General features: G+C 72.1%; 16 protein-coding genes. 1 reads left to right on the top strand and 15 read right to left on the bottom strand.

Annotated features, from left to right (window positions below):
- Window positions 1-26: 26 nt before the first annotated feature.
- From ABT369_RS08640 to ABT369_RS08595, 10 genes are all read right to left on the bottom strand, one after another.
- Window positions 27-1,328, bottom strand: a complete 1,302-nt coding sequence (locus ABT369_RS08640) for a nucleoside/nucleotide kinase family protein (RefSeq protein WP_350611099.1) — start codon at window positions 1,326-1,328, stop codon at window positions 27-29.
- Window positions 1,325-2,788: a GH39 family glycosyl hydrolase gene (locus tag ABT369_RS08635; RefSeq protein ID WP_350611098.1), complete on the bottom strand. Its 1,464-nt coding sequence runs from the start codon at window positions 2,786-2,788 to the stop codon at window positions 1,325-1,327. The genes ABT369_RS08640 and ABT369_RS08635 overlap by 4 nt, the downstream gene beginning before the upstream one ends.
- A gap of 64 nt (window positions 2,789-2,852) precedes the next feature.
- Window positions 2,853-3,860: a GNAT family N-acetyltransferase gene (locus ABT369_RS08630; RefSeq protein ID WP_350611097.1), complete on the bottom strand. Its 1,008-nt coding sequence runs from the start codon at window positions 3,858-3,860 to the stop codon at window positions 2,853-2,855.
- 154 nt (window positions 3,861-4,014) lie between these two features.
- Window positions 4,015-4,947: a glycosyltransferase family 2 protein gene (locus tag ABT369_RS08625; RefSeq protein WP_350611096.1), complete on the bottom strand. Its 933-nt coding sequence runs from the start codon at window positions 4,945-4,947 to the stop codon at window positions 4,015-4,017.
- Window positions 4,948-5,443: 496 nt separating this feature from the next.
- Window positions 5,444-7,678 carry a hypothetical protein gene (locus ABT369_RS08620; protein WP_350611095.1) on the bottom strand — a complete coding sequence of 745 codons (2,235 nt, stop codon included), beginning with the start codon at window positions 7,676-7,678 and terminating at the stop codon, window positions 5,444-5,446.
- A 514-nt stretch (window positions 7,679-8,192) separates the two neighbouring features.
- On the bottom strand, window positions 8,193-9,080 hold the full coding sequence (locus ABT369_RS08615; RefSeq protein ID WP_350611094.1) for an NAD-dependent epimerase/dehydratase family protein: 888 nt from the start codon (window positions 9,078-9,080) through the stop codon (window positions 8,193-8,195).
- Window positions 9,065-10,606, bottom strand: a complete 1,542-nt coding sequence (locus tag ABT369_RS08610; RefSeq protein WP_350611093.1) for a class I adenylate-forming enzyme family protein — start codon at window positions 10,604-10,606, stop codon at window positions 9,065-9,067. Before ABT369_RS08610 ends, ABT369_RS08615 begins: the two co-directional genes overlap by 16 nt.
- On the bottom strand, window positions 10,603-11,778 hold the full coding sequence (locus ABT369_RS08605; RefSeq protein WP_350611092.1) for a cytochrome P450: 1,176 nt from the start codon (window positions 11,776-11,778) through the stop codon (window positions 10,603-10,605). Before ABT369_RS08605 ends, ABT369_RS08610 begins: the two co-directional genes overlap by 4 nt.
- The gene (locus ABT369_RS08600) at window positions 11,775-12,527 is read right to left on the bottom strand and encodes a glycosyltransferase family 2 protein (RefSeq protein WP_350611091.1); all 753 of its coding nucleotides are present in this window, start codon (window positions 12,525-12,527) and stop codon (window positions 11,775-11,777) included. Before ABT369_RS08600 ends, ABT369_RS08605 begins: the two co-directional genes overlap by 4 nt.
- Window positions 12,524-13,546 (bottom strand): 3-oxoacyl-ACP synthase III family protein, encoded by a 1,023-nt coding sequence (locus ABT369_RS08595; RefSeq protein ID WP_350611090.1) that lies wholly within the window; start codon window positions 13,544-13,546, stop codon window positions 12,524-12,526. Before ABT369_RS08595 ends, ABT369_RS08600 begins: the two co-directional genes overlap by 4 nt.
- A 48-nt stretch (window positions 13,547-13,594) precedes the next feature.
- Between ABT369_RS08595 and ABT369_RS08590 the strand changes: the two genes are divergently transcribed.
- A complete protein-coding gene (locus ABT369_RS08590; protein ID WP_350611089.1) occupies window positions 13,595-14,776 on the top strand; it encodes a cytochrome P450 in 1,182 nt (393 codons plus the stop codon).
- 55 nt (window positions 14,777-14,831) lie between these two features.
- Here the strand turns inward: ABT369_RS08590 and ABT369_RS08585 are convergent, their stop codons facing one another.
- The 5 genes from ABT369_RS08585 to ABT369_RS08565 form a co-directional block, all read right to left on the bottom strand.
- Window positions 14,832-15,755: an NADP-dependent oxidoreductase gene (locus tag ABT369_RS08585; RefSeq protein WP_350611088.1), complete on the bottom strand. Its 924-nt coding sequence runs from the start codon at window positions 15,753-15,755 to the stop codon at window positions 14,832-14,834.
- A gap of 107 nt (window positions 15,756-15,862) precedes the next feature.
- Window positions 15,863-16,258: a MerR family transcriptional regulator gene (locus ABT369_RS08580; protein WP_350611087.1), complete on the bottom strand. Its 396-nt coding sequence runs from the start codon at window positions 16,256-16,258 to the stop codon at window positions 15,863-15,865.
- A 109-nt stretch (window positions 16,259-16,367) separates the two neighbouring features.
- Window positions 16,368-18,212 (bottom strand): sensor histidine kinase, encoded by a 1,845-nt coding sequence (locus tag ABT369_RS08575; protein WP_350611086.1) that lies wholly within the window; start codon window positions 18,210-18,212, stop codon window positions 16,368-16,370.
- Between the two features lie 195 nt (window positions 18,213-18,407).
- Complete coding sequence (locus tag ABT369_RS08570) at window positions 18,408-19,157, bottom strand: ABC transporter ATP-binding protein (RefSeq protein WP_350611085.1); 750 nt, start codon at window positions 19,155-19,157, stop codon at window positions 18,408-18,410.
- Between the two features lies 1 nt (window position 19,158).
- Window positions 19,159-21,042, bottom strand: a complete 1,884-nt coding sequence (locus ABT369_RS08565) for a dipeptide/oligopeptide/nickel ABC transporter permease/ATP-binding protein (protein WP_350611084.1) — start codon at window positions 21,040-21,042, stop codon at window positions 19,159-19,161.
- Window position 21,043: the final 1 nt, after the last annotated feature.

Genomic DNA, 21,043 nt, shown 5'->3' with positions numbered 1-21,043 from the left:
CGGCCGGGCCTTCTGCAGCGTGGCCCTCACCGGGCCACCCGCCTCGCGTAGTACTGCCAGATGCGCGCGATCGCGTCGGCGAGCACCAGCTCCGGCGGTCGGTCGGCGTCCAGGCGCTGCAGGTGCGGGATCCGCCGACTCAGCCGGTGGTATTGCTCCCGCTCGGCCTCCAGGTGCGGGGGGTCGTACTCGCCGGACCGCAGGTGCATGACGCCACCCGGCACGTCCAGCAGCAGGACCAGGTTCGGCGCCGGGCAGAGCCGGCTCAGCAGCAGGAAGTACGGCCGTTTGAGCCACACCAGCGGCCCGCGCGGCGGCAGCAGCGCGTCGTAGACGTACCGGTCGAACACCACGACCCGCCCGAGCATCCGGTGGCGCAGTGCGGTCAGGTAGCGACGCCACACGGTGAAGGGGCGTTGCAGGATGCGCAGTCCGTGCGCGGCCACGCCGACCGGCGCCTCGTTCGACGGCCACAGTCCCATGTAGACGCGGCGCACCGGGAAGTAGAACGCCGACTGGATGCCCGTGGCGAGCGTCGACTTCCCCGAACCGTCGGGGCCGAGCAGCGCGACGCCGATCCCCCGTCTGCTCCAGGCCTGCAGCGGCCGCTCCACGAGCCGCAGCGCGGCCGAGGCGACGAGCTGGCGGGCCACGCTGACCGGGCGGGTTCGCCGCCAAGCGGCAAGCAGGGCGGGGCGCCGGGCGGCGAGGGCGTCACGTCGTCCCGCCCGCCAGTCGTGCAGCAGGGCTCGCGCGATGGTGGCCGGCATCGCGCGTGCCAGCGGGCCGTCGAGCGACGCCGCGTGTTCCAGGTCGTCCAGTCGGCGCACGTGGCGCGCCGCGAAGGCGCCCTTGTCGAGGACGCAGTGCAGCAACAGCGCCCAGAACTCGTCTCCGGGCGCGAGCACCCACACGCCGTCCTGCCGCCGGCGCCGGGCCAGGCACTCGTCGGCGGCGTCCGTACGCACCTCGAAATGGCGGCCGTAGGCGATCTCGGTCACGAGATCGAACTCGACCCAGGTGCTGGTGAACGCGTCGAGACCGAGGTAGAAGCGGTGGGTTCCCCGGCCGTGACTGCGCAGCCGGATCAGCCCGTGCGCCTCGATGACGGCCGCGGCCCGGGAGAGGTCGGCCGCCGCGACGAGGAGGTCCAGGTCGTCCCCGGCGGTGAGCCCGTCGGGGCCGCCGCGCAGCAGGCACCACCGTACGCCCGCATCGTCGAGCCCGGCCAGCACAGTACGGGCGAGCCCGAGTTCGGCTACAGCGGGTTCCGGCCACCGATGCGGATCTCCCTGTACCGTCCGATCGGTCGTGTCGTCGCTTGTCATCGAGTGCTCTCCGACGATCGTGTGGTTGCGGCTGTGAGGACGAGGCACGGATCCGCCGGTGCCGTTGCCGGCGAGGGCTGGACGGCCAGCGCGAAGTCCGCCGGCCGGTCGGTCTGCAGGGGGATGTACCGCACCTGGTACGGATCCAGCCACAACGACCGCCCCTGCACCTTGACCTCGATCCGGCTGGCGCCGAGGTGGACGAGCAGCATCGCCGTTCGGCCGCGAACCAGTCCCAGCTCCGGCATCGGCCACGTCACGGCGTTGTCCCCGGCCCGGTCCGCGAGCACCTGCTGCAGCCGCGCGACCGCCTCGGCGTACGCGAGGGGACGGCCGCCATCCGGCCGGCCGGTCGCGCTCCACAGCGCCGGCGAGTCCGCCTCGCGTTGGTCGTCGTCGCGTTGCGGTTGCCAGATGAGTGCCACGGCGGCCTTCTGATCGACCATGTGCAGCAGGGAACCGACGGCCCGGGCGGCCAGTTTCGCCTGGCCGTCCACAGTGGCCTGGCCGACGTGGAACTCGCTCCACCACACCGGCAGCGACGTCCGCTGCCGCAGCCATCGGGTCAGGGCACCGAACAGCGCGCTGCTCGTACTGGTCGCGGCGATCCGGCCGCCGTCACGGGTCGCTGAACCGGCATCGACCGCGACGAAGTCCGCGCCGTGCTTGTGCTGCAGCCAGTAGTCGAGCACGTCGAGGCTGCGCTGGTCGATCGTGCCGCAGGCGCCGGCCAGGTCGGACGGGTGACCGCCGGCGTTACGGCTCGCCCAGAGGTCGAGCACGACGTACGGCCCACCGACGGCGACATTGTGGTCGACCGCCTTCAAGGCGTCGTACACCGCGTTGTAGAGCTTCGTGTACGCTTCGTAGTCCCACCGGTTCCGGGTTTTGTCCCAGAAGCCCTTCAACTCGTTCCATACCTGAAAGTGCCGCACATCGGGATACCGGCGGGCGACTGCCGCAGCGAGCGCGGCGAAGTCGGCGTAGTGCTGCGGCTGGGGCGCCACCTCCAACTGGTCCCAGTCGGTCTCCCCGGGGCGACCGCCCTTCATCCAGTCAGGGGCGCAGCACAGTGTGATCACAGGGGTGCCGCCGGTCGACCTGATGAGCTTCATCCGGCGGTCGAGCGATGACCAGTCGAACGTTCCCGGGCTCGGCTCGGGGTTGCCGGCCCCCCACCCGTAGATGTGCTGGTTCTGGTAGGACGCCGTGGCGGTCAGGACGGCCTGCGCCGATGCGGAGGCCGTAGGGTTGCCCCAGTCGTCGATCGAGTTCTGGGTGTGGGTTACGCCCACGGCCAGGGTGCCCGGGTCGGGACGGTGGATCTTCGGCGCGGACCAGTCGTAGCCGACGGGGTCGGCGGGGTCCGACGGGTCGGGCAGCGGGTCCGACGCGTGTCTCTGGCCGGTGCTCCATGCGACGATCAGCAGCGCGGAGACCAACGACATCGTGATCAGCACGACCAGGACGCGACGGCGTCCGGCGCGGGGTTTCGGCAACCGCGATGATCTGCGGAACACGGGCCTACCCACGCCCTCTCATGCGCCGTAGCGTCGCGCTGGCCAGGCCACGCGCACGACGCGCCAGCGAGCCCATGGGGATTCGATCGAGCCGGTAGCCGGCGTAATGCTGTTCAGCGGCGCCGAAGCGGCTCTTGAAGAGCGCCAGCGACGAGCCGGGGGCGGAGTCGCCCAGGTGGTAAGACACGCACCCGGCCTCGGCCGCATCCTCGATGGCGGTGCGGTGCAGCAGGTAGGTGGCGTACGTGGGGCCGACGAGCTCCTCGTCCATCGCGCCCCGCCACATGCAGGCCACCGTTTGGCCGAGCAGTACGACGATCGCAGCGGCCGGCCGCCCGTCGACGAACGCGGCGTAGATCCGGCAGCGCGGACCGAGGACCTGGGCGACCGTAGGCAGCTTGTGCGGCGGCTCCAGGCGCGCCGCCCGCCAGCGCGCCAGCGGAAGCGGTACGCCGTCCTGGTGTGCCCACCGGTCGACGGATCTGGCGTACAACTCCTGCACGACCGGGACGAGCCGGCCGGTGTCGTCCCGCTCGACGACGACGTCGGCGCGTTCCGCTCGCCGGACCCGGTTACGGGTGTCACTGCGGAACCGAGTCCGCCAGACCTCGTCGAAGCCACCGGCGAGGGAGAGAGTCTGCGCCATGCGCGGCTCGCGCTGAACCCAGGGCGGACAGCCTTGCTCCCAGGACTCCACGGTCGAAGGGTCGGGGCGGAACGAGACACTGACCGTGCGTCGCGCGGCAAGGTCGGCGACGACCATCTGTACGTCCTCCGGCCGGACGGTACCGCCCTCGCCGAGCAGACCGGCCGCACCCCAACCGGTCGGAAGCGAGGATTCCATCGCGATCAACGGGGCGATGAGTGTGCGGCGCACCAGCGGCAGCACCAGCCGCCGGCCGTCCGGGCTGCGGTAGAGCCGCGAGGCGTTCGCGTACCCGTCGACCGCACAGACGCACTCCAGCCATTCCGGGGACTGCGTCGGCAGCGCCCGCGGGGCGGAGGCGAGCACCTCCTTCCACACGTCGGCCGGTGCCGGGCTCATCACAGACGGTGCGCTCGTGCCGGCGGCCCGGCCCGGCCGGGGCCGCAGGCCAGGACCCGCGCTCACGGCGCCGCGCACAGCGCACCCGTCGAGTCCTTGGCGGACGAGCCCGCGTAGCCGGTCACGGCCGGACCTCCTCGGTGAGCGCCGCGACGTCGGGCAGGTCGACGGTCTGCGACTGCCAGGTGTGCAGGACCCGGTGGTCGATCGGGTCCACGACCGGCCGCGGCCGCCGCACGATCCGCTCCCGGATCAGCGTGCGGAGCACCCGCTGGCCGTCGCGGAACGTGTGGAGGTTCGAGGTACCGCACCGTCTCGGCAGTTCGGTGCTCGGCACCTCGGCGATGCGCAATCCCGCCTTCAAGGCGTGCACGACGAGTTCGGTTTCAATCTCGAAGCCGTGCGCCGTGAGGGCGAGCGCCGGCAGGCACTCACGACGGAACGAGCAGAACCCGTAGCACAGATCGGTAAAGCGGACCAGGAACATGCTGTTCGTCATCCGGACGAGCATCTGGTTGCCGATCCGCCGGAGCGCGGTCAGATCCGTCGAGCCGCCGGCGGTGAGGAACCGGGAGCCCTTCACGAAGTCGTACCCGTTCATCAGCGGCGTGACGTACCGGTGGATCTCGCTCGGGTCCATGCTGCCGTCCGCGTCGATCATCACGATGAGGTCGCCGCTCGCCGCGGCGAAGGCGACCCGCGCCGCGTCTCCCTTGCCTCGGCAGTGCTGGTCCAGCATCACGATGTCGGGCCGGACGGCGCGCGCGACCTCTACCGTGCGGTCGGACGAATGCCCGTCGACGAGGACCACCTCGTCCACAATGGATGGCATCCGGTTGAGCACCCAGGCGATGTTCCGCTCCTCGTTCAGCGTGGGGATCACCACGCTCACGGTCTGCCGCCCGGGAACCCCGCTGATGGGTTCGGCCGGTATGTGGTCGGTCCAGTCCCGCATTCGCGGGAGGCGCATCGACGACTCGTCGTCCCGTTCCGGCTCGGGGGACGCACCGACGGCGGAATCCAGGGCATTGTGGATGTCGCCGGAACCCGTCATCGGTTCCCCCCAATGCAGCGGACCGCTCGGCTGCTTCCCAGCACGCCATTGGTCGTTCGCGTTTCACCCAGACCGAAACGCGCAGTAGTTCTCATCAAGCCCCTCCCCCGATGGGCGCCAGAACGATTGCATCGGTACGCAGGGCCGAGCTGGCCGCCGCGCCCTCGCTTGAACGCGACGTTAACAGCCGGTGAACGCCCGTAACCGCGACATCGGCGACGTCGCTGGCTGTATCACCCGGGATCGCGAGCGACTGGACTGTCCGATGTGGACTGTCGCAGGGCCGGGACACTCCCGACGCCCTGGGCCTGGCCATGGTGATCAGGTTTTACCGCACGCGCCCCGGGCGAGAAGACGGGTGAGAAGGCGGCCGAGCGGGAGTAAGCCCGCGCCGCTGGGATAGCGACCACACGGGTCGCCGACCGGCCGCGCGGTGTCCACGGTGGCCAGTGCCTTGATGAGGTCCTACGCCGGCTCACCGGGCTGCCCTCATTAATCACCCCAGCGGGATGTCCGCGTGCCAGTACCGCTGCGTCGTGTCGTTGCTGGCCATGATGACCAGGCCGGTTGCGCTGGTGACCGACTGTTTGCTCGAGGTCACGTTGTTCAGGTGCGGCGACACCGCGTCTCTGATGACTGGCGTGCCCCGGCCCAGCGGGAAGGAGACGCTGCCCATCGGGGAGCTCTTCATGAAGATCGTCCCGTCGGACCCCGAAAAGGGACACCCGCTGTCCGGCGCGGTCATGAACACGTAGATGACCTGGTGCTCGGAGTCGAGCATGACGACCGGCCGGGTGTGGCAGTCGCTGAGGCGGCCGACCGGATAGCTCGCCCAGCCACCGGTCGAGGGGTCCCGCACGAGGAGCATGATCTGCGGCACGGACCCCGAGCCGCCGACGTCGTCCAAGCTGGTCTTGACCGCTGCGTACACGCGCCCGGACCGATCGGCCTTGAGGTTGATGTGGTCGTCGGCCCAGCCGGGACCGCCGAGCACCGTGGTGGTCGCCGACCACGTTGCCGCCGCCGCACCGTCGGCGTGGGTGGCGAAGTACATCGCCGAGTCGGCCTGGTTGCTCCACATCACGCCGACCTTGTCGCCCATGGCGACGATGGACGAGATGTCGTCGGGGTCCAGCGACGATGCGCCGGTGACCGGGAGCACGAAGGGCGTGCCCCACGTCGTGTCGCTGCCCGTCGTGGAGTTCGCGTAGACCTTCGAACCTTGGGTCCAGGTCGCCCACAGCGCGCCGGTGGAGTCCTTGTCGATGGTCAACGTCTCGCTGGAGTAGTTGTCGATCTGGACCGGAAATCCGGTGTTCAGGGTGTACGTCCTCGTCGCGGGCGTGTAGCTGTAGCGGTAGAGCCGCGCTGGGTTGCCGGACGTGGCCCCGCTCGACGAACTGGCCTTCACATGGGAGGCGACATAGAGGTGGGTACCGTCCCACAGGGTGTCGGAGTGCGTCGCCGCCCTGTTGTCAGTCTGCGTTCCGGTGTCGATCCAGGTCTCCGTCGACCGATCCAGCCGGAAGATGTGGTGGGTCTGGCTGATTGTGTCGTAGAGCGTTGCCCACCAGACGCCGTCGTTCCACCACACCTTGCTCTCCGGCTTCTCACCGGTCGCGGCCGCTCCCGATGTCGACGGCCCGACAAAACCGATGCTGCCCGCAGCGCTGGTGGTGAAGGTGGCGTCGGAGCCGTTGGTGGTGCCTGCCGAGTTGGTCGCGACAAGCCTGTAGTGGTACGTCGTGGCGGCAGTCAGACCGCTGAGACTGGCCTGCACCTGGGTCCCGGTCGTGCCGGACCCGGCCGAGCCGTCCGGTGAGGGCGTCGGGGTGCCGTAGGACGTGGTAGTGCCGTACTCGAAGTGATACGTGGTGCTCAACCCATTGGGGTTGATGGTGCCGGCGATGGTCGCGGCAATGCCGGTAACGCTCGTAGCGCCGCCGGTGGTCACCGTCGGACGCCCCGGCTGCGGCGCCTGACCGCTCGGCTTGATGTTCCCGGCGAAACTCACCTGCACCGACGTGCCGCCCGACTCAGTACTCGAGTAGGTGATCGGGCTCCCGGTGGCGATGACACCGTTCGAGTCATTGATCTCGAGTACGGCCTGGGCCGATGCGGCGGCTTTGGTTTCGGAGCGTTCGGTCAGCCCCGCTCCCGGCGTCCAGGTCTCGGAGGCGCGGGAGGCGAAGGCGGCGAAGCCCCAACTGCCTGCCACCGTGGGCGTGAAGGCCGGGGCAGTGTGGGTGGTGGTATTGGTCCCGCCGGGTTCCGCTTTGTAGCCGTACTTCTCGAACGGATAGACGCCGTTCGTCGTGTTGATCGTGGTGTCGGCGCCGGAGTACGCCAGCACCGAGATCACCATGCCGGCCGGCGCGCTCGCGAACCCCCACGTGCCGGACTCCGTTCCCCCTACCGCCGTCTTCACCACCACTGCCAGGTGCGAGCCGGTAGTGATCGAGACATCGAACAGCTCACCCGGAATCTTGGTCCAGCCACTCGGCGCCGTGTTGGCGATGTCGGTCAACCCCGGAGTCTTGTACGACAACGACGCGACGAGGAGGTCGCCGGCCACCGCCGCGCTGGGCGTACTGAACGACTTGGAGACAACGCCGCCGGTGCTGTCGGTGGTGTTGACCGGTACACCACGCAAGGCCACGCCCGCGGCATCAGCTGCCGCAACCGTCAAGGCGGCGTGTGCGACCTCCGAGCTCGCGATGTTGCTGACCACGACCACCACCACGGCCGCGGCGACACGTCTCCAGCCAAGTCTCATCATCGTGGGCCCCGGACTGATGTGCCCGCGCGGGCTCGAGCTGCGGCACCTCGGCCACGATCACCGCCGCTGGGGCGCATCACCGCTACCCGCTGACCCGACGATTCACGGGATGCCGTGCGCGTGTCCATGGCGCCTCCATGCGACGAGGCCTCAGGCGACTAACGCGGCCACATCGCTCGAACGAGGCGTTCCTACGCATCACAAGGTGACGTGAGAAGCGCGTCCAAACACCTGCGGACGCATTGACACCCAAGTATGCACCCGCCCGCCCCGCCCCGGTAGCGAAGTGTCACTGACGTGACGTGCCATTTCCACGGGCGGCAACAACAGGGCCATGAGGACTCCGCCTCGGCGCAGAGGAGATGGGCCGACTCCAGGAGTAGTTCGGCGCATTCCTCGCCGACACCTGCGGCGGGCTCCTGGACCACTGCGGCAGCGTGGCTCAGCCGGCGGAGCGCGCCGGACCTCACCAGGTCTCGGCGCCGGCGAAGGACGTCGGCGCCGGTTGCAGGCCCATGCGGGTGCTAACGGCGGTCAGGTCGAGGGTGCGCTCCATGGCCAGGTGCGCGATCGCATACCGGGTCAGCCGGGGTGGTCGGCGGCGGCGGGCCAGGCGCCAGGCCACTTCGGCCGCACCCGCCACGACCCACGCCGGGCGAGCCGGCAGGTTGCGGACGCCGACCCGCAGGCCGCGGGCGGCGAGCAGCTCGCGCAGCGCGTCGGTGACGGCGACCGGCTCGGCGTCGGCGACGTTGTAGACGCCGGGTGGGGCATCGGGCTCGCAGGCGCGCAGCGCGGCGTCGACCAGGTTGCCGACCGCGGTCAGCGACTGCCGGGTGCGGCCGTCACCGACGATCCACAGGTTGGGACCGCGGATCGCGCCGAGGATCCGCGGCAGCAGGACCCGGTCACCGGGGCCGTAGACCGCGTGCGGGCGCAGCACCACCGTGTCCGGTCGGGAGGTGAGGAAGCGCTCGGCCGCGGCCTTCGACGCGGCGTAGGCGGTCAGGTACCGCGAGACCGGGGCCGCATCCTCGCGGGCGCACACCGTCGGCACGAACGGGTCGTAGACACTGGCCGAGGAGATGTGCACCAGGCGTACACCGGAAAAGGTCTGCGCCACGTGCCGGGTGCCGTCGAGGTTGGTGCGCCAGGTCGGCGCGGCCGGGCCCCAGTCGTTGACGCTCGCGGCGCAGTGCACGACCGCGTCCACGGCCGGCGGGTCCGGTAGCGGGCCGCGGTCGATGTCCCACTGCGCGCGGCCGAACGCGTGCACCTGCCAGCCGGCTTCGGCGGCGGCCCGGGCCACGGCGCCGCCGACGAAACCGGTCGCGCCGGTCACCGCGATGCGCACCGCGCCTCCAGCAAGGTTCGCAGGGCGTCGCGGTCGGGCTTGCTGGTGCGGCCGGCGACCGGGATGGCCGGCACGACGTACACCGCGTCGGGCAGCGCGCCCGCGTCCAGCACTCCGGGCAGCGCGGCCCGCACCGCGGCGGCGAGGCGCTCCGGCGAACCGGCGGCGTCCTCGGGGTCGGAGGGCACCACCGCGAGGGCCACGCGCTCGTCGCCGAACGGGCCCGGCAGGCCGACGAGGACGGCCTGCGCGACGCCGTCGAGGCGGGCGATCGCCGGTTCGTACAGGCCGGGGTAGATGTTCACCCGGCCACGGATGATCATGTCCTTCTTCCGTCCGATGAGGACGATCCGGTCGCCGTCGAGACGGGCCAGGTCGCCGGTGGCGTGCTCGGTCATCGGGGGCTCGCCGAGGTACCCAGAACACAGGTTCGGCCCGCGGACCAGCAGTTCGCCGTCGTCGGCGAGGCGGGCCCGCACGCCGGGCAGCGGCGCGCCGGCGAGGTCGCCGGGGCCGCGATGGGCAAGCTTGTCCTCGGCGGTGGCGGTGGCGACCGGCAGGATCTCGGTCATGCCGTACACGCTGAGGATCTCGGTGCCGGGCAGCACCTGCCGGGCCCGGCGCAACAGCGGCGGGCCGACGGGGGCGCCGCCGAGCAGGACGTGGCGCAGGCCGGCCGGCGCGGCCACCCGCCCGGCGTCGATCGCGTCGAGGACCGCGGCGAAGTCGGCGGGCACGCAGAACGTGTGGCTCACCCCGGTCAGGCCGGCGGCGTAGCGGACCGGGTCGGCGGCGGGCGCGAGGCCGTACGGCGGCATCGTCCACAGTGCGCCGGCGACCAGCGCGGGCAGGCCCAGCATCAGCTGATCGGTGTGCACCACGTCGTGCGGGCCGAGGGCGCAGCGGCCGGCGAGCACGGACAGGCCGGCGCCGAGCGAGCCGCGGGTGTGCACGACGGCGCGCGGTGCCGCGCTGGTGCCGGAGGTGAACACGATGAGCGCCTCCCGGTCGGCGGCGTCGTCCACTGCGGACATCCCGGGAAAGCGGGCGAGGCGGGCCGCGCTCAGCGCGCCGCGGGGTACGCCGGGCAGCCATCGGCCCGCGTACACGTGGCGGACCGGCAGACGGTCGTACGCGGGCAGCAGGACTCCGCGGCGGCGGGCGAGGCTACGGGTCGCCCGCCAGGCGCTGACCCCGTAGAGCAGCGACTCGGCGGCGGCCCAGCGGGGCGCGGTGTGGGCGAGGCGGGCGGCGAACAGTTCGGGGCCGGCGCCGGGGTCGGCGAAGACGACGGTGCCGCCGGCCGCGACGATGCCGAGGGCGAGCACGACGCCGGCGGGCTCGGGGCGTACCGAGAACAGCACCCGGTCGCCGTCGGCCAGCCCGGCGGCGCGCAGCCCCGCCGCCGTCGCCCGGATCCGCGCGCCCAGTCCGCGGTAGGTCAGGCGCGCCGAGTCCGCCCGCAGCGCCGGGGCGTCGCCGCGCGCGTCGCAGGTGGCGAGCAGAGCGGTGAGCAGGTCGGTCACGACGGGCGGCCGAGGACGAGCCGGGCGTACCCGGGGATGAGCACGCGCGCGGCGGCGCGGCGTTCGCGGATGACGAGCGGGCCGACCTGCCGCCAGGCGTCGAGGATCGCGTCGAGGAAGGCGTGGATCTCGGCCAGCGCGAGCGGCATGCCGAGGCAGAAGTGCGCGCCGGCGCCGAACCACAGCTGGCGCAGCTCGGCCGGGTGCGGCCGTTCGGGGTCGAACGGGCCGTGGGCGCGGGCGCAGGACAGGGTCATGATGACGACCCGATCGCCGGGGGCGACGGCGACCGGGCCGACGCGGCCGGCGGCCGCGACGCCGCGCAGCATGACCGGCGACGGCACCGTGTAGCGCAGGGCGTCGGCCACAACTGCGTCCGACCAGGACGGATCGTTGGTGAGCCGGGCCAGCCAGCCGCTGTCGATGCCGAGCGCGACCAGCCGGGGCACGAACGACACTAGCGTCTCGGTGCCGGTGAGGACGAACGCGGCGACGGCGCCGCGCGCCTCGTCCTCGGTCAGGCCCAGCTCGCGCATCCGGCCGGGCACGGTGCGGACATCGGCGGCGCGGTACGCGGTCACGGCCGGCGCGGTGAGCTCCGCCATGACTGTTCGGGCTCGCTTGACCTGGCGCGGGGTCAGGCCGCGCCGGGTCAGCCGCACCATCGACGTGACTTCCGTGCCGCGGGCGAACATCTCGTCGAAGCGGGCTGTTGGTCGGGTTTCGTGGGTTGGCAACCCGACCAGCTCGGCGATGACCGCGCCCGCACAGCGGCGGACCTCGGTGACCACGTCGACGCCCTCCCCTCCGGCGAGGCGGCGGGTCATGTCGGTCAGGGTGGCGGCGAGCACCCGCTCGCACAGCCCGCGCACCGCGGCCGGTGCGAACAGGCCGGACAGCTGGCGGCGCAGCTGGGCGTGATCGGGGCCGGCCATGTTCAGCAGCACGCTGCGTCCGAGCACCGGGGTCCACAGGTCGGCCGGCGAGCCGGGCGCGGCCTTGCTGAACGTGTCGGTGTCGGTGAGCACCGCCCGCGCGGTTGCGGCGTCGTTGACCACGACCCCGAGCCCCGGCACCCGCACCACCGGGCCGAGCCGGGCCAGGGCGCGGGCGAGCGGGTACGTCAGCGGGTGCGCCGCGAGCTGGATGCGCCGCTCCCATCGGGCGGTCATCGAATGTCTACAATGGATGGGCGGTAGCGGTGGTCGGCGTACCACGCCAGCGTCCGGCGCAGCCCCCACGCCCGCACCCGCCGGGTCGAGCCGCGGACCTTCACGTCGCGGCGCAGCCCGTAGGCGGGGGTCAGCCGGCGCACCGCGTTGACCAGTGCGCGGTCCTCGTGCAGCTCCTCGATCGCGGTGCGTGGGAAGCCGCCGGCCCGCTCGTACAGCCCGGCCTCGATGGCCATGTTGCAGCCGGCCGCCATGACGTACGGGCCCAGATAGGCGGGGTCGCGGTTGGCGGGGCGGAACTTGCCGAACCACGCCGCCACCTCGACGGCGCCGACGAGCAGCCATCGGTACCGGCGTGGCAGTGGCCCCTCGTCCGTGCGTGGGAGCAACTGCCCGGAGACCAGCTCGAGGCCGTCGCCGAACGCGGCGCGGATGCACGCGGTCCAGTCCGGGTCTGGCAGGCAGTCGGCGTCGGTGCGAGCCAGGTGGGTGGCGCCGTGGCTGATCGCGTGCCGCATGCCGGAGTCGGCGGCCGCGCCGGTGCCCTTGCGCGCCTCGGCGATGACCTGCACCGGCCCGGCACCGACCGGCCCGGCGAACCCGCGGACCACGTCGGCGGTGCCGTCGGTGGAGCCGTTGTCGACGACCACGACCGTGAAGTCGCGGTCGGTCTGGGCGGCCAGCGCGTGCAGGGTCGCGGCGATGCCCGGCGCCTCGTTGTACGCCGGTATCACCACCCACAGCCTCACAGCCGGATCACCGTGATGCCCAGGCTGATACCGCCGCCGAGCCCGACGAGGGCAACCAGATCGCCGGGGCCGGCCCGGCCGGAGCGCAACGCGAGCGACAGCTGCAGCGGCAGGCTCGCCGAGGCCAGATTGCCGTGCTCGGGCAGGGTCACCACAAGCCGGTCGGCGGCCACGCCGATGCCGGAGCGCACCGCCTCCAGCAACGTCAGCGACACCTGGTGCACCCCGACGACCGCGAAGTCGTCCCAGCGCAGCCCGAGCCGATCCACGGTGTCGTGCAACACCTGCGGGCCGAGCGCGGAGAACGCGTCGCGCAGCCGCCCGCCGTCGATGCGGAAATAGGTGTACTCCTCCTCGCGCGGGTGCGCCGAGCCGCCTGCGGGCAGCGTGCCGACGTCCCACACGCGCGAGTTCGCGGCGGCGCCGAAGCCGAGGATGCCGGGGCCGCCCAGCCGCGCGGGCGCTGCGTGCAGCAGCAGCGCGGCGCCGGCGTCGGAGAGGGTGTAGCCGGCGAACGCGGTGCGGAACGCGCCGATGCCGGGCACCCGCCAGCGTGTCGCCCGGGACGGGGACTCCCCGCAGGCGATGAGCACCCGGCGGTACCGGCCGGAGACGATGAACGCGTCGGCGACCTCCATCGCGTTGAGGACGCTGTTGCACGCGTTCTTGACGTCGAACACCGGGCAGCCCAGGCCGAGCTTCTCGGCCACGATGTGCGCGGTCGCCGGCTCGACCATGTCCTGGCTCGCCGAGGCGAAGATGAGCAGGTCCACGTCGGCGGGTCCGGTGCCGGTATCGGCCAGCACCTTCTGCGCGGCCGCGACGGCGAGGTCGGAGGCCTGCCAGTCGGCCGGCATCAGGTAGCGGTGCTCGACGCCGGTGAGGCGGCGGATCAGCCCCACCGGCGGGGCGAACCCGTCGCTGAGCGCGGCGACGCGCCGTTCGACGTCTCTGCTGGACAGCCGGTCCTCGGGCAGGTGGACCGCGACCCCGCCGAGCGCGGTGATCCGTCGCTCCACACCCGTACCCCCACTTCGGCCAGTGCGTCATTGTAATAGCGTGGCGGCGTGGCACTCGATCTTGCCCAGCGTCATGAGCTGCGGTTACTGGCGGCGAGCCGGCCCGCACTGCCCGTGCTGCTCACGCTCGGGCGCTTCGCCCGCCCGATCCGCCGGATGCCGGGCCTGGGCTGGCTGGTCGCGGACCCGGTGACCGCGCGGCGCATCCTCAACGACCCCGAGCACTTCACGCTGCTCGGCGAGGGCGGTGTCGGCCATCTGTGGGCCCAGGTCCTCGGCGACTGGGTGTACGACGCCTTCGACGGCGCCGGGCACCACACGCTGCGCACGAAGGCGCGCGAGCTGTTCACCGAAGACAATGCGGCGGCGCTGGTCGCCCGGGTCGCCGGGCCGCGACTCGACCAGTGCACCGCCGCCCTGGCCGCCGGCGAGACCGTCGACATCGCCGACCTCGGCCGGGTCGTCGTCGGGCGGATCGTGGCCGACCTGCTCGGCCTGCACGTCGCGGCGCCGGACGACGACGCGGCGTACCGCGACATCTTCGAGACCGGCGAGCGCCTGGCCGCGCTCGCCCTGGGCAGCACCGCCTCCACGCACCTGCCCGAGGCCACCGTCGCCGCCGCCCGCACCATCGTGGCCCAGATGACCGGCGGGGTCGCCGCCGCATGGCGCGACGCGCCCGCCGACCGGCTGCTGGGCCGCTGCCGGGAGCTGGGCCTGGGGCTCCGCGAGACCGAGGGCCTGGCGGTACTGCTGATGGTGGCCGGCACCGAGACCGCGGCGAGCGCGATGGCGCGTACGGTCGCCCTGTTGCACGACACCGCCTCCCAGCAGCGGCTGCGCGCCGAGCCGCACCGCATCGCCGACGCGGTCCGCGAGGGCCTGCGGGTCACCACCCCCGCCCCGGTGATCGGCCGCTCGGTGAGCGCCGACGTGCAGGTGGCCGGTCGGCGGCTGCGCGCGGGAGAGCGGGTGCTGATGCTGACGTACACGGCGAACAATGCGCCGGGCGGCTTCGACCTCGACCGCGAGTACCTGCCCGATAACCGTCAGCTGTGGTTCGGTGCCGGCCGGCACCTGTGCCTCGGCGCGCCGGTGGCCCGGGCGGAGCTGACCGCGTTGCTGCGTGCGCTGCTGGCGACCGGCCGCCCATGGCGCATCGTGGAGCGCCGCTACGGGCGGCGGGTGCTCATCCCGACGTACGCCCGCCTGCGCATCGCACTGTCCTGAGGCTCGCGCCGGCAGCACCGCCACGCACCGCCCATGTCGGCCGGCCGGGCACTGCTCATGCCACCTTGATGACAACCTTGCCCGAAGTGTGACCGTTCTCGACGGTGGCGAGGGCGGCCGGGGCGTCGGAGAGCGGATGGACCGCGGTGATCACGGGCGCGAGGACTCCGTCGAGGGCCAGCCGGGCGGACCGCTCCAGGTTCTCGCGGTCGAGGCGACGCTCGACGAAACGCCCACCGAGATCGGGCACCGACAAATCACCCACGGCGATGACGTTGCGGGGTTCCCGGGCCAGCGGAGCGACCGTCCGCAGCGAGGCGCCTCCGACCAGGTCGACGATCCCGTCGAAGCCGCCCGGAACCAGCTCGCGTGCCGCGGCGACAACGTCCCCGGCGGCGTAGTCGATGAACCGTACCCCGATGGTCTCGGCATGCTCGCGCTTGGCGGTACTCCCGGTGCCGATCACACGCAGCTTGCGCCCGACGGCCAGCCGGGCGACGGCGAGGCCGACCCCGCCCCCGACCCCGTTGACCAGGAGCGTGGCACCGGCCGGGAGGCCGAGTTGGTCGAGCGCATCCACCGCGGTCGTCCCGGCCACCGGCAGCGTTGCCGCCACGGTCGCGGACAGACCCGCCGGGATGCGCGCGGTGTTCGGTGCGGACAGCACCGTCGTCTCGGCGTAGGTGCCGCCACCGGTGAGTGCGAAGCCGAAGACCGCGTCACCCACCTCGAGCCCGTCGACGTCCTCGCCCCGGGCGAGAACGGTTCCCGCCGCCTCCATGCCCAGCACGCGGGGAAACGGACGCCCGCCGTCGAGCCCGGAGACCAGACCCGAGCGCAGCATGTGGTCGAGGGGATTCACGCCGGCGACGTCGACCCGGATCAGCACCTCGCCGCGACCGGGGACGAGGTCGGGACGTTCGAAGAACTCCTGCACCTCGGGCCCGCCATACCGGCCGAAACCCCACGCCTGCCCCATCTTCTCCTGCCTCTCGTGCGACCGGCCGCGGTGGTTCCGGGCTCTGTCGCCATCCTCACCGCTCACACCGATGTAAGGGGCAACCGGCTGAGGTGCAGGTCACAGCATCAGGCCAACCGTGCCACCGGTTCCGGCGCCGTGGACAGCTCCGCCCGGTGCTGGCTGTTGGCCCTGATCAGCGCGTCGAGTGCATCTCGGGTCTCGATCAGGTGCGCGATGTCGGCGTCGATCCGGTCGCGCACGCGCGTCATCGTCGCGAACGCCAGCTCGACGACGCCCGCGTCGCCGGGGGTCTCCACGCATGGCAGCACAGTCGCGATCACCCGGCTCGACATGCCCGCATCGAACAGCTGCCGGATGAGCGACACGCGCTGGACCTCGGCATCGGAATAGTGACGCTGCCCGGCTTCGGAGCGTGAGCTGGTGAGCAGGCCCTGCGCTTCGTAGTACCGCAGTGAGCGCGGACTCACGCCCGTGCGCTTTGACAGCTCGCCGATCCGCATCCCTGAGAGCCTACGTCCGCGTGTTCCAGGTTCAGGCCGCCGCCCGCTGCAGCGGATGGCGAGACCAGCTGGATGGAGCTGACCGCATCACAGGCCCGCTGCGGTCCGCTCAATCAGGAGCAGCGCAGGGGATGGACGTGGTCGGGATGGTGGCCAGCAGCCGGGTGCCGCCGCCGGTGGGGCTGGTGATGGTGAGGTGTCCGCCGAGTGCCTCGACGCGATCCCGGAGGCCGGTGAGGCCGGTCCCCCGGTGCAGGTCGGCGCCTCCGATGCCGTCGTCGTGGATCGACAGGTGCAGGACGTCGTTCCGGGATGTCGCCTGCACGTGCACGACTGTGGCGCGGGCGTGTTTGGCCGCGTTGGTCAGCGCTTCGGAGACGACGTAGTACGCGGCCATCTCGACCACCGGCGGCATGCGCCGGCTGGTGTCGAGGTCGAGGTCGACCGGCACCTGCGATCTACGAGCGAGTGCCTTGAGCGCGGTCGGCAGGCCGCCTGAAGCGAGCAGCGTCGGATGGATGCCCCGTGAGATCTCGCGCAGGCTGTCCATGGCACTGTTCAGACCGCACAGGGCGTGTGCCAGTTGCGCCTTGGCCTGCCACATTTCCGGCGGCAGGTCGGCCTGGGTGACACCAAGGTGCATCGCGACGGCGAGGAAGTGCTGCATGGCGCCGTCGTGCAGGTCGCGCTCGATGCGCTGCCGGGCCTGGTCCGCGGCGGCTACGAGCCGGGCCCGGGACGCGGCGAGCTCAGCCTTGCTGTCGGCGTTGGCGATGGCGGTTGCGGCGAGGTCGGTGAAGTCCGCGACGCGTGCCTCGGTGTCGGCCGGCAGAGGCTCGGGCCGGGCCCACGCAACGCCTGCCACGCCCCACAGCCGCCCGTCAACCACGATCGGCACCCCGACGACGGAACGGATGCCCAGCTCACGGGCGAACGCAGCGAAAGGGCCGGGCGCGTCCTCGAACCTGTCCACCCTGGCGGCGCGCCCTGTGTCGTGCACCTTGACCAGGACGTTCTCGCCTTCGATCGGCCAGCGCGCCTGGTCGGTGTTCTGGTCGGTAAGGTTGGTCGCGACAACGCTCGCCATGCCGTCGGGCTCATAGCGACACAGCCACGTGCTGTATTCACTCAGCAGTCCGTGCAACTCGGTGGTGATCGCCCGGAAGACGTCGGACGGAGGACTGCCGTGGGCCACGAGCTTCGCCACTCGCCCCAACGCCGCTTGCTCGGCGGCGAGCCGGCGCAACTGCTCCCGGCTTGATTCCAGCGAGTCCAGCACGCCCGCACGTTCCCGGCCGGCGCGCAGCAGCGACGCCAAACACGGCACGACGCACTCCCGCAGCCGCCGCGTCGTCCGCTTCGGCACGCCGACCGGCACCACCAGGGTCCCGAACTGGGCAGTGCCGGAGCACAGAGGAAACGCCGTGTGCCGGTCATCGCCAGGGACGGCCGCGAGGTGGATCGCGGCGTCCGGCAGTTCGAGGGATCGCGCAATGCACCGTGCGACAGCCGGCAGCGCCGGTTGCAGGTCGTCGGCGTGCATCAGTAGCCGGGCCATCTCAGCGGTGAGCTCAGACTCCTGGGCTTTGGCGGCGCGCAGCCGGTACAGGTCCGCCACCGCGCTCATAGGCACCACGACGAGGAGCAGGACCGCCACCTCGACGACCTGCCGCATGTCCGAGACGGCGAACGTCTCGACGGGCTGGACGTGGAAGAAGACGAACGCCAGCGTGCTGGCCACCGCGGTGGCCAGCCCGAGCCACATACCCCACACCACTGAGGTGACCAGCACGCCGAGGACGTAGATCAGGCCCGGGATGTACGGTGGCATGACCTGCCGGAGCGGATAGACCAGCAGGGTCTCGACCATGATCAGCAGGGCGGCGACCGAGATCCCCAACCCACGGGGCGGGGGTGTCGGTCGCACCAGCCGGGACAGCGAACCGACATGCACTGAAAAAATTCTAGTCCGGCTGCCGCACCTCGGGTGCTTGCCGTCGCCGCGGTCGCCGTACGGCGGACATCCCACGTGGCGATGCACCGGCGCAGGGTGACCGGACCGCGGCCAGCCGCCAGTTGTGTGCGCGCAAACTGGCTGATGTGCTGGTGGGCTGAGTCGGCCACGTGTCACTCCTCCGGCGCACGTTCGCTATGAGCGGCCACTGCCCATCGTCATTGTCGGGACGGCTTCGAGGAGCTGCTTCGTGTACGGGTGCGTGGAACGCTCGATGACGTCCTCCGTCGTGCCGTGCTCGACGAGCCGGCCGGACTTCATGACCGCGATCGAGTCGGCCATGTAGCGGACCACGGCGAGGTTGTGCGAGATGAACAGGATCCCGACGCCGGTCCGGGTCTGGATCTCCTTGAGCAGGTTGAGCACGGCACCCTGGACCGAGACGTCGAGCGCCGACGTGATCTCGTCGGCGATCAGGACCTCGGGCTCGGCGGCGAGGGCGCGCGCGATTGCGACGCGCTGCCGCTGCCCGCCGGAGAGCTGCCGGGGCCGCTTGTGAACGTCGCCAGGATCGAGCCGGACCATCTCGAGCAGCTCGGTGACCCGGGCCGGCCGATCCCGCCGCCCGCTCGTCCGGGGCAGGCCCTCGGCGATCGACGCGCCGACGCTCATCCGCGGGTTGAGCGACGCGTACGGGTCCTGGAACACGTACTGCAACGGCGGGCGGCCGCGCGGGTCGAGCGCCGCCCCCTTCCAGAGGATCGTGCCCGAGGCGAGCGGCGCGAGGCCGACCGCCGCCCGGGCGAGGGTCGACTTGCCGGACCCCGACTCACCGACGAGCCCGACGATCGAGCCGGCCGCCACGGTCAGGCTGACCCCGTCGACGGCCGTCACGGCGCTCTGACCGTGGCCGTACCGGATGACGATGTCGCGGAGCTCGAGCACGTCACGCCTCGCTTTCCAGGACCGGCAGCAGCGGATGCCAGCAGGCGACGGCGCCGGCGCCGCCCGAGTCGGACAGTTCGGGACGTTCCTGCCGGCACCGGTCGTCCGCGCGGGCGCACCGGGGCGCGAACGCACAGCCCGGCGGCAGGTCAGAGGCGTGCGGCGGACGCCCGGGAATGTTCGCGAGCGGCCGCGACCGGTCCGTCGACATGTCCGGGATGCTCGCGATCAACGCGCGGGTGTACGGATGCGCGGCCTCGGCGAGCCCGCTGACCGGCAGCTCCTCGACCACCCGGCCGGCGTACATGACGAGGACCCGGGACGCGTTCTCAGCCACCACCGCGATGTCGTGGCTGATCAGCAGGACGGCGGCGTCGGTCTCCCGGGAGATGCGCCGCAGCAGGCCGAGCACCTCCTTCTGGACGGTCACGTCGAGCGCGGTGGTCGGCTCGTCCGCGACGATCAGCGCCGGCTGGGCCATGAGGCCCATCGCGATCGACGCGCGCTGGCGCATGCCGCCGGAGAACGCCATCGGGTACTGCTTCGCCCGCGCCTCCGGGTCGGTGATCAGCACCGCGCTGAGGCGGTCGACGGCTCGCCGCCACGCGTCCCGGCGGCCGAGGCGTTCGTGGGTCTCCGCGACCTCGGCGAGCTGGCGGCCGACCTTGAGGGTCGGGTTCAGCGACGACATCGGGTCCTGGAACACCATCGCGAGCGAGGTTCCGAGCAGCCGCTCGCGGTCGCGGGGGCGCATCCGCCGCAGCTCGTTGCCCTTGATCCGGTGCACGTCGGCGTCGGCGACATTCGGGTACGAGGTGAGCTGCGCGGCCGCCATCGCGGTGAGGCTCTTGCCCGATCCCGACTCGCCGACCAGCCCGACGATCTCGCCGCGGCGCAGGCGCATGCTGACGTCGACGACCGGGGCGAACGGCGCGGTCTCGCCGGGCACGGTGACGGTCAGGCGCTCGAGCTGGAGCACCTCGTCGCCCGGTGGCGGCGTCTCGGCCGGGGCCGGCTCCCGGCGCGGGAACCTGAGGGACGGCATCCGGAGGTGACCGTGCTGGCTGCCGCCGAGGACCTGGGTCAGCAGCTCGCCGGCGAGGACGAACGCGAGACCCGCGACGACGATCATGATCGACGGCGCGAGCGCGGCCGCCGGGTTGGTGTAGATGGCCGGCAGCCCGTCGGCGAGCATGCGTCCCCAGTCGTACTGCGGCGGTTGCACGCCGAAGCCGATGTAGGACAGCGCCGAGATGCTGAGCAGCGCCGCACCGACCTGGCTGGTGGCGTTGACGACGAGGGGCTCGGAGATGTTCGGCACGACGTGGCGGGTCAGGATCCGCCACCGCGGGACCCGCAGCAGTCGCGCGGCGGAGACGTAGTCGGCGTTCGCGACGCCGCTGGCGGTGGTGTGGGTCAGCCGCGCGAACGAGGGCGCGAAGGCGATCGCCATCGACAGCACCGCGCCGCGCGCCCCCACTCCGAAGATCATGGCGAGGAACAGGGCGAGCAGCAGCCCGGGGAAGGCGACCATCAGGTTCAGGCCGGCGACCACCGCCCGGCCGGCGCGCCGGCCGAGCACGACGGGGACGGTGCCGATGATCAGGCCGCAGGCCACGCCGATGCCGACGACGAGCACGGCGAGCACGAGGGACAGCCGGGTGGCCACCAGCGTCCGCGCGAGGACGTCGCGCCCGAGGGCGTCGGTGCCGAACGGGTGCGCCGCCGACGGTCCCGCCTGCAGCGAGCCGCCCGCGATCTGCGTGGCCCGGTCGCCGAACAGCCACGGCGCCACGACGGCGGTCGCGACCAGGAGCAGCAGCAGGACGACCGTGACCACGCCGAGCGGTGAGGACAGGTGATGGCGGGCACGCGACCGGGACACG

This window comes from Dactylosporangium sp. NPDC000244 (assembly GCF_040300725.1).
Lineage (GTDB): Bacteria > Actinomycetota > Actinomycetes > Mycobacteriales > Micromonosporaceae > Dactylosporangium.
This window is presented reverse-complemented; position numbering and strand designations above follow the sequence as displayed.

What these genes read in the sequence shown, in the direction of transcription:
- ABT369_RS08640 (WP_350611099.1), bottom strand. Translation starts at nt 1,328, where the DNA reads ATGACAAGCGACGACACGACCGATCGGACGGTACAGGGAGATCCGCAT.
- ABT369_RS08580 (WP_350611087.1), bottom strand. Translation starts at nt 16,258, where the DNA reads ATGCGGATCGGCGAGCTGTCAAAGCGCACGGGCGTGAGTCCGCGCTCA.
- ABT369_RS08605 (WP_350611092.1), bottom strand. Translation starts at nt 11,778, where the DNA reads ATGACCGCCCGATGGGAGCGGCGCATCCAGCTCGCGGCGCACCCGCTG.
- ABT369_RS08625 (WP_350611096.1), bottom strand. Translation starts at nt 4,947, where the DNA reads ATGACGGGTTCCGGCGACATCCACAATGCCCTGGATTCCGCCGTCGGT.
- ABT369_RS08585 (WP_350611088.1), bottom strand. Translation starts at nt 15,755, where the DNA reads ATGGGGCAGGCGTGGGGTTTCGGCCGGTATGGCGGGCCCGAGGTGCAG.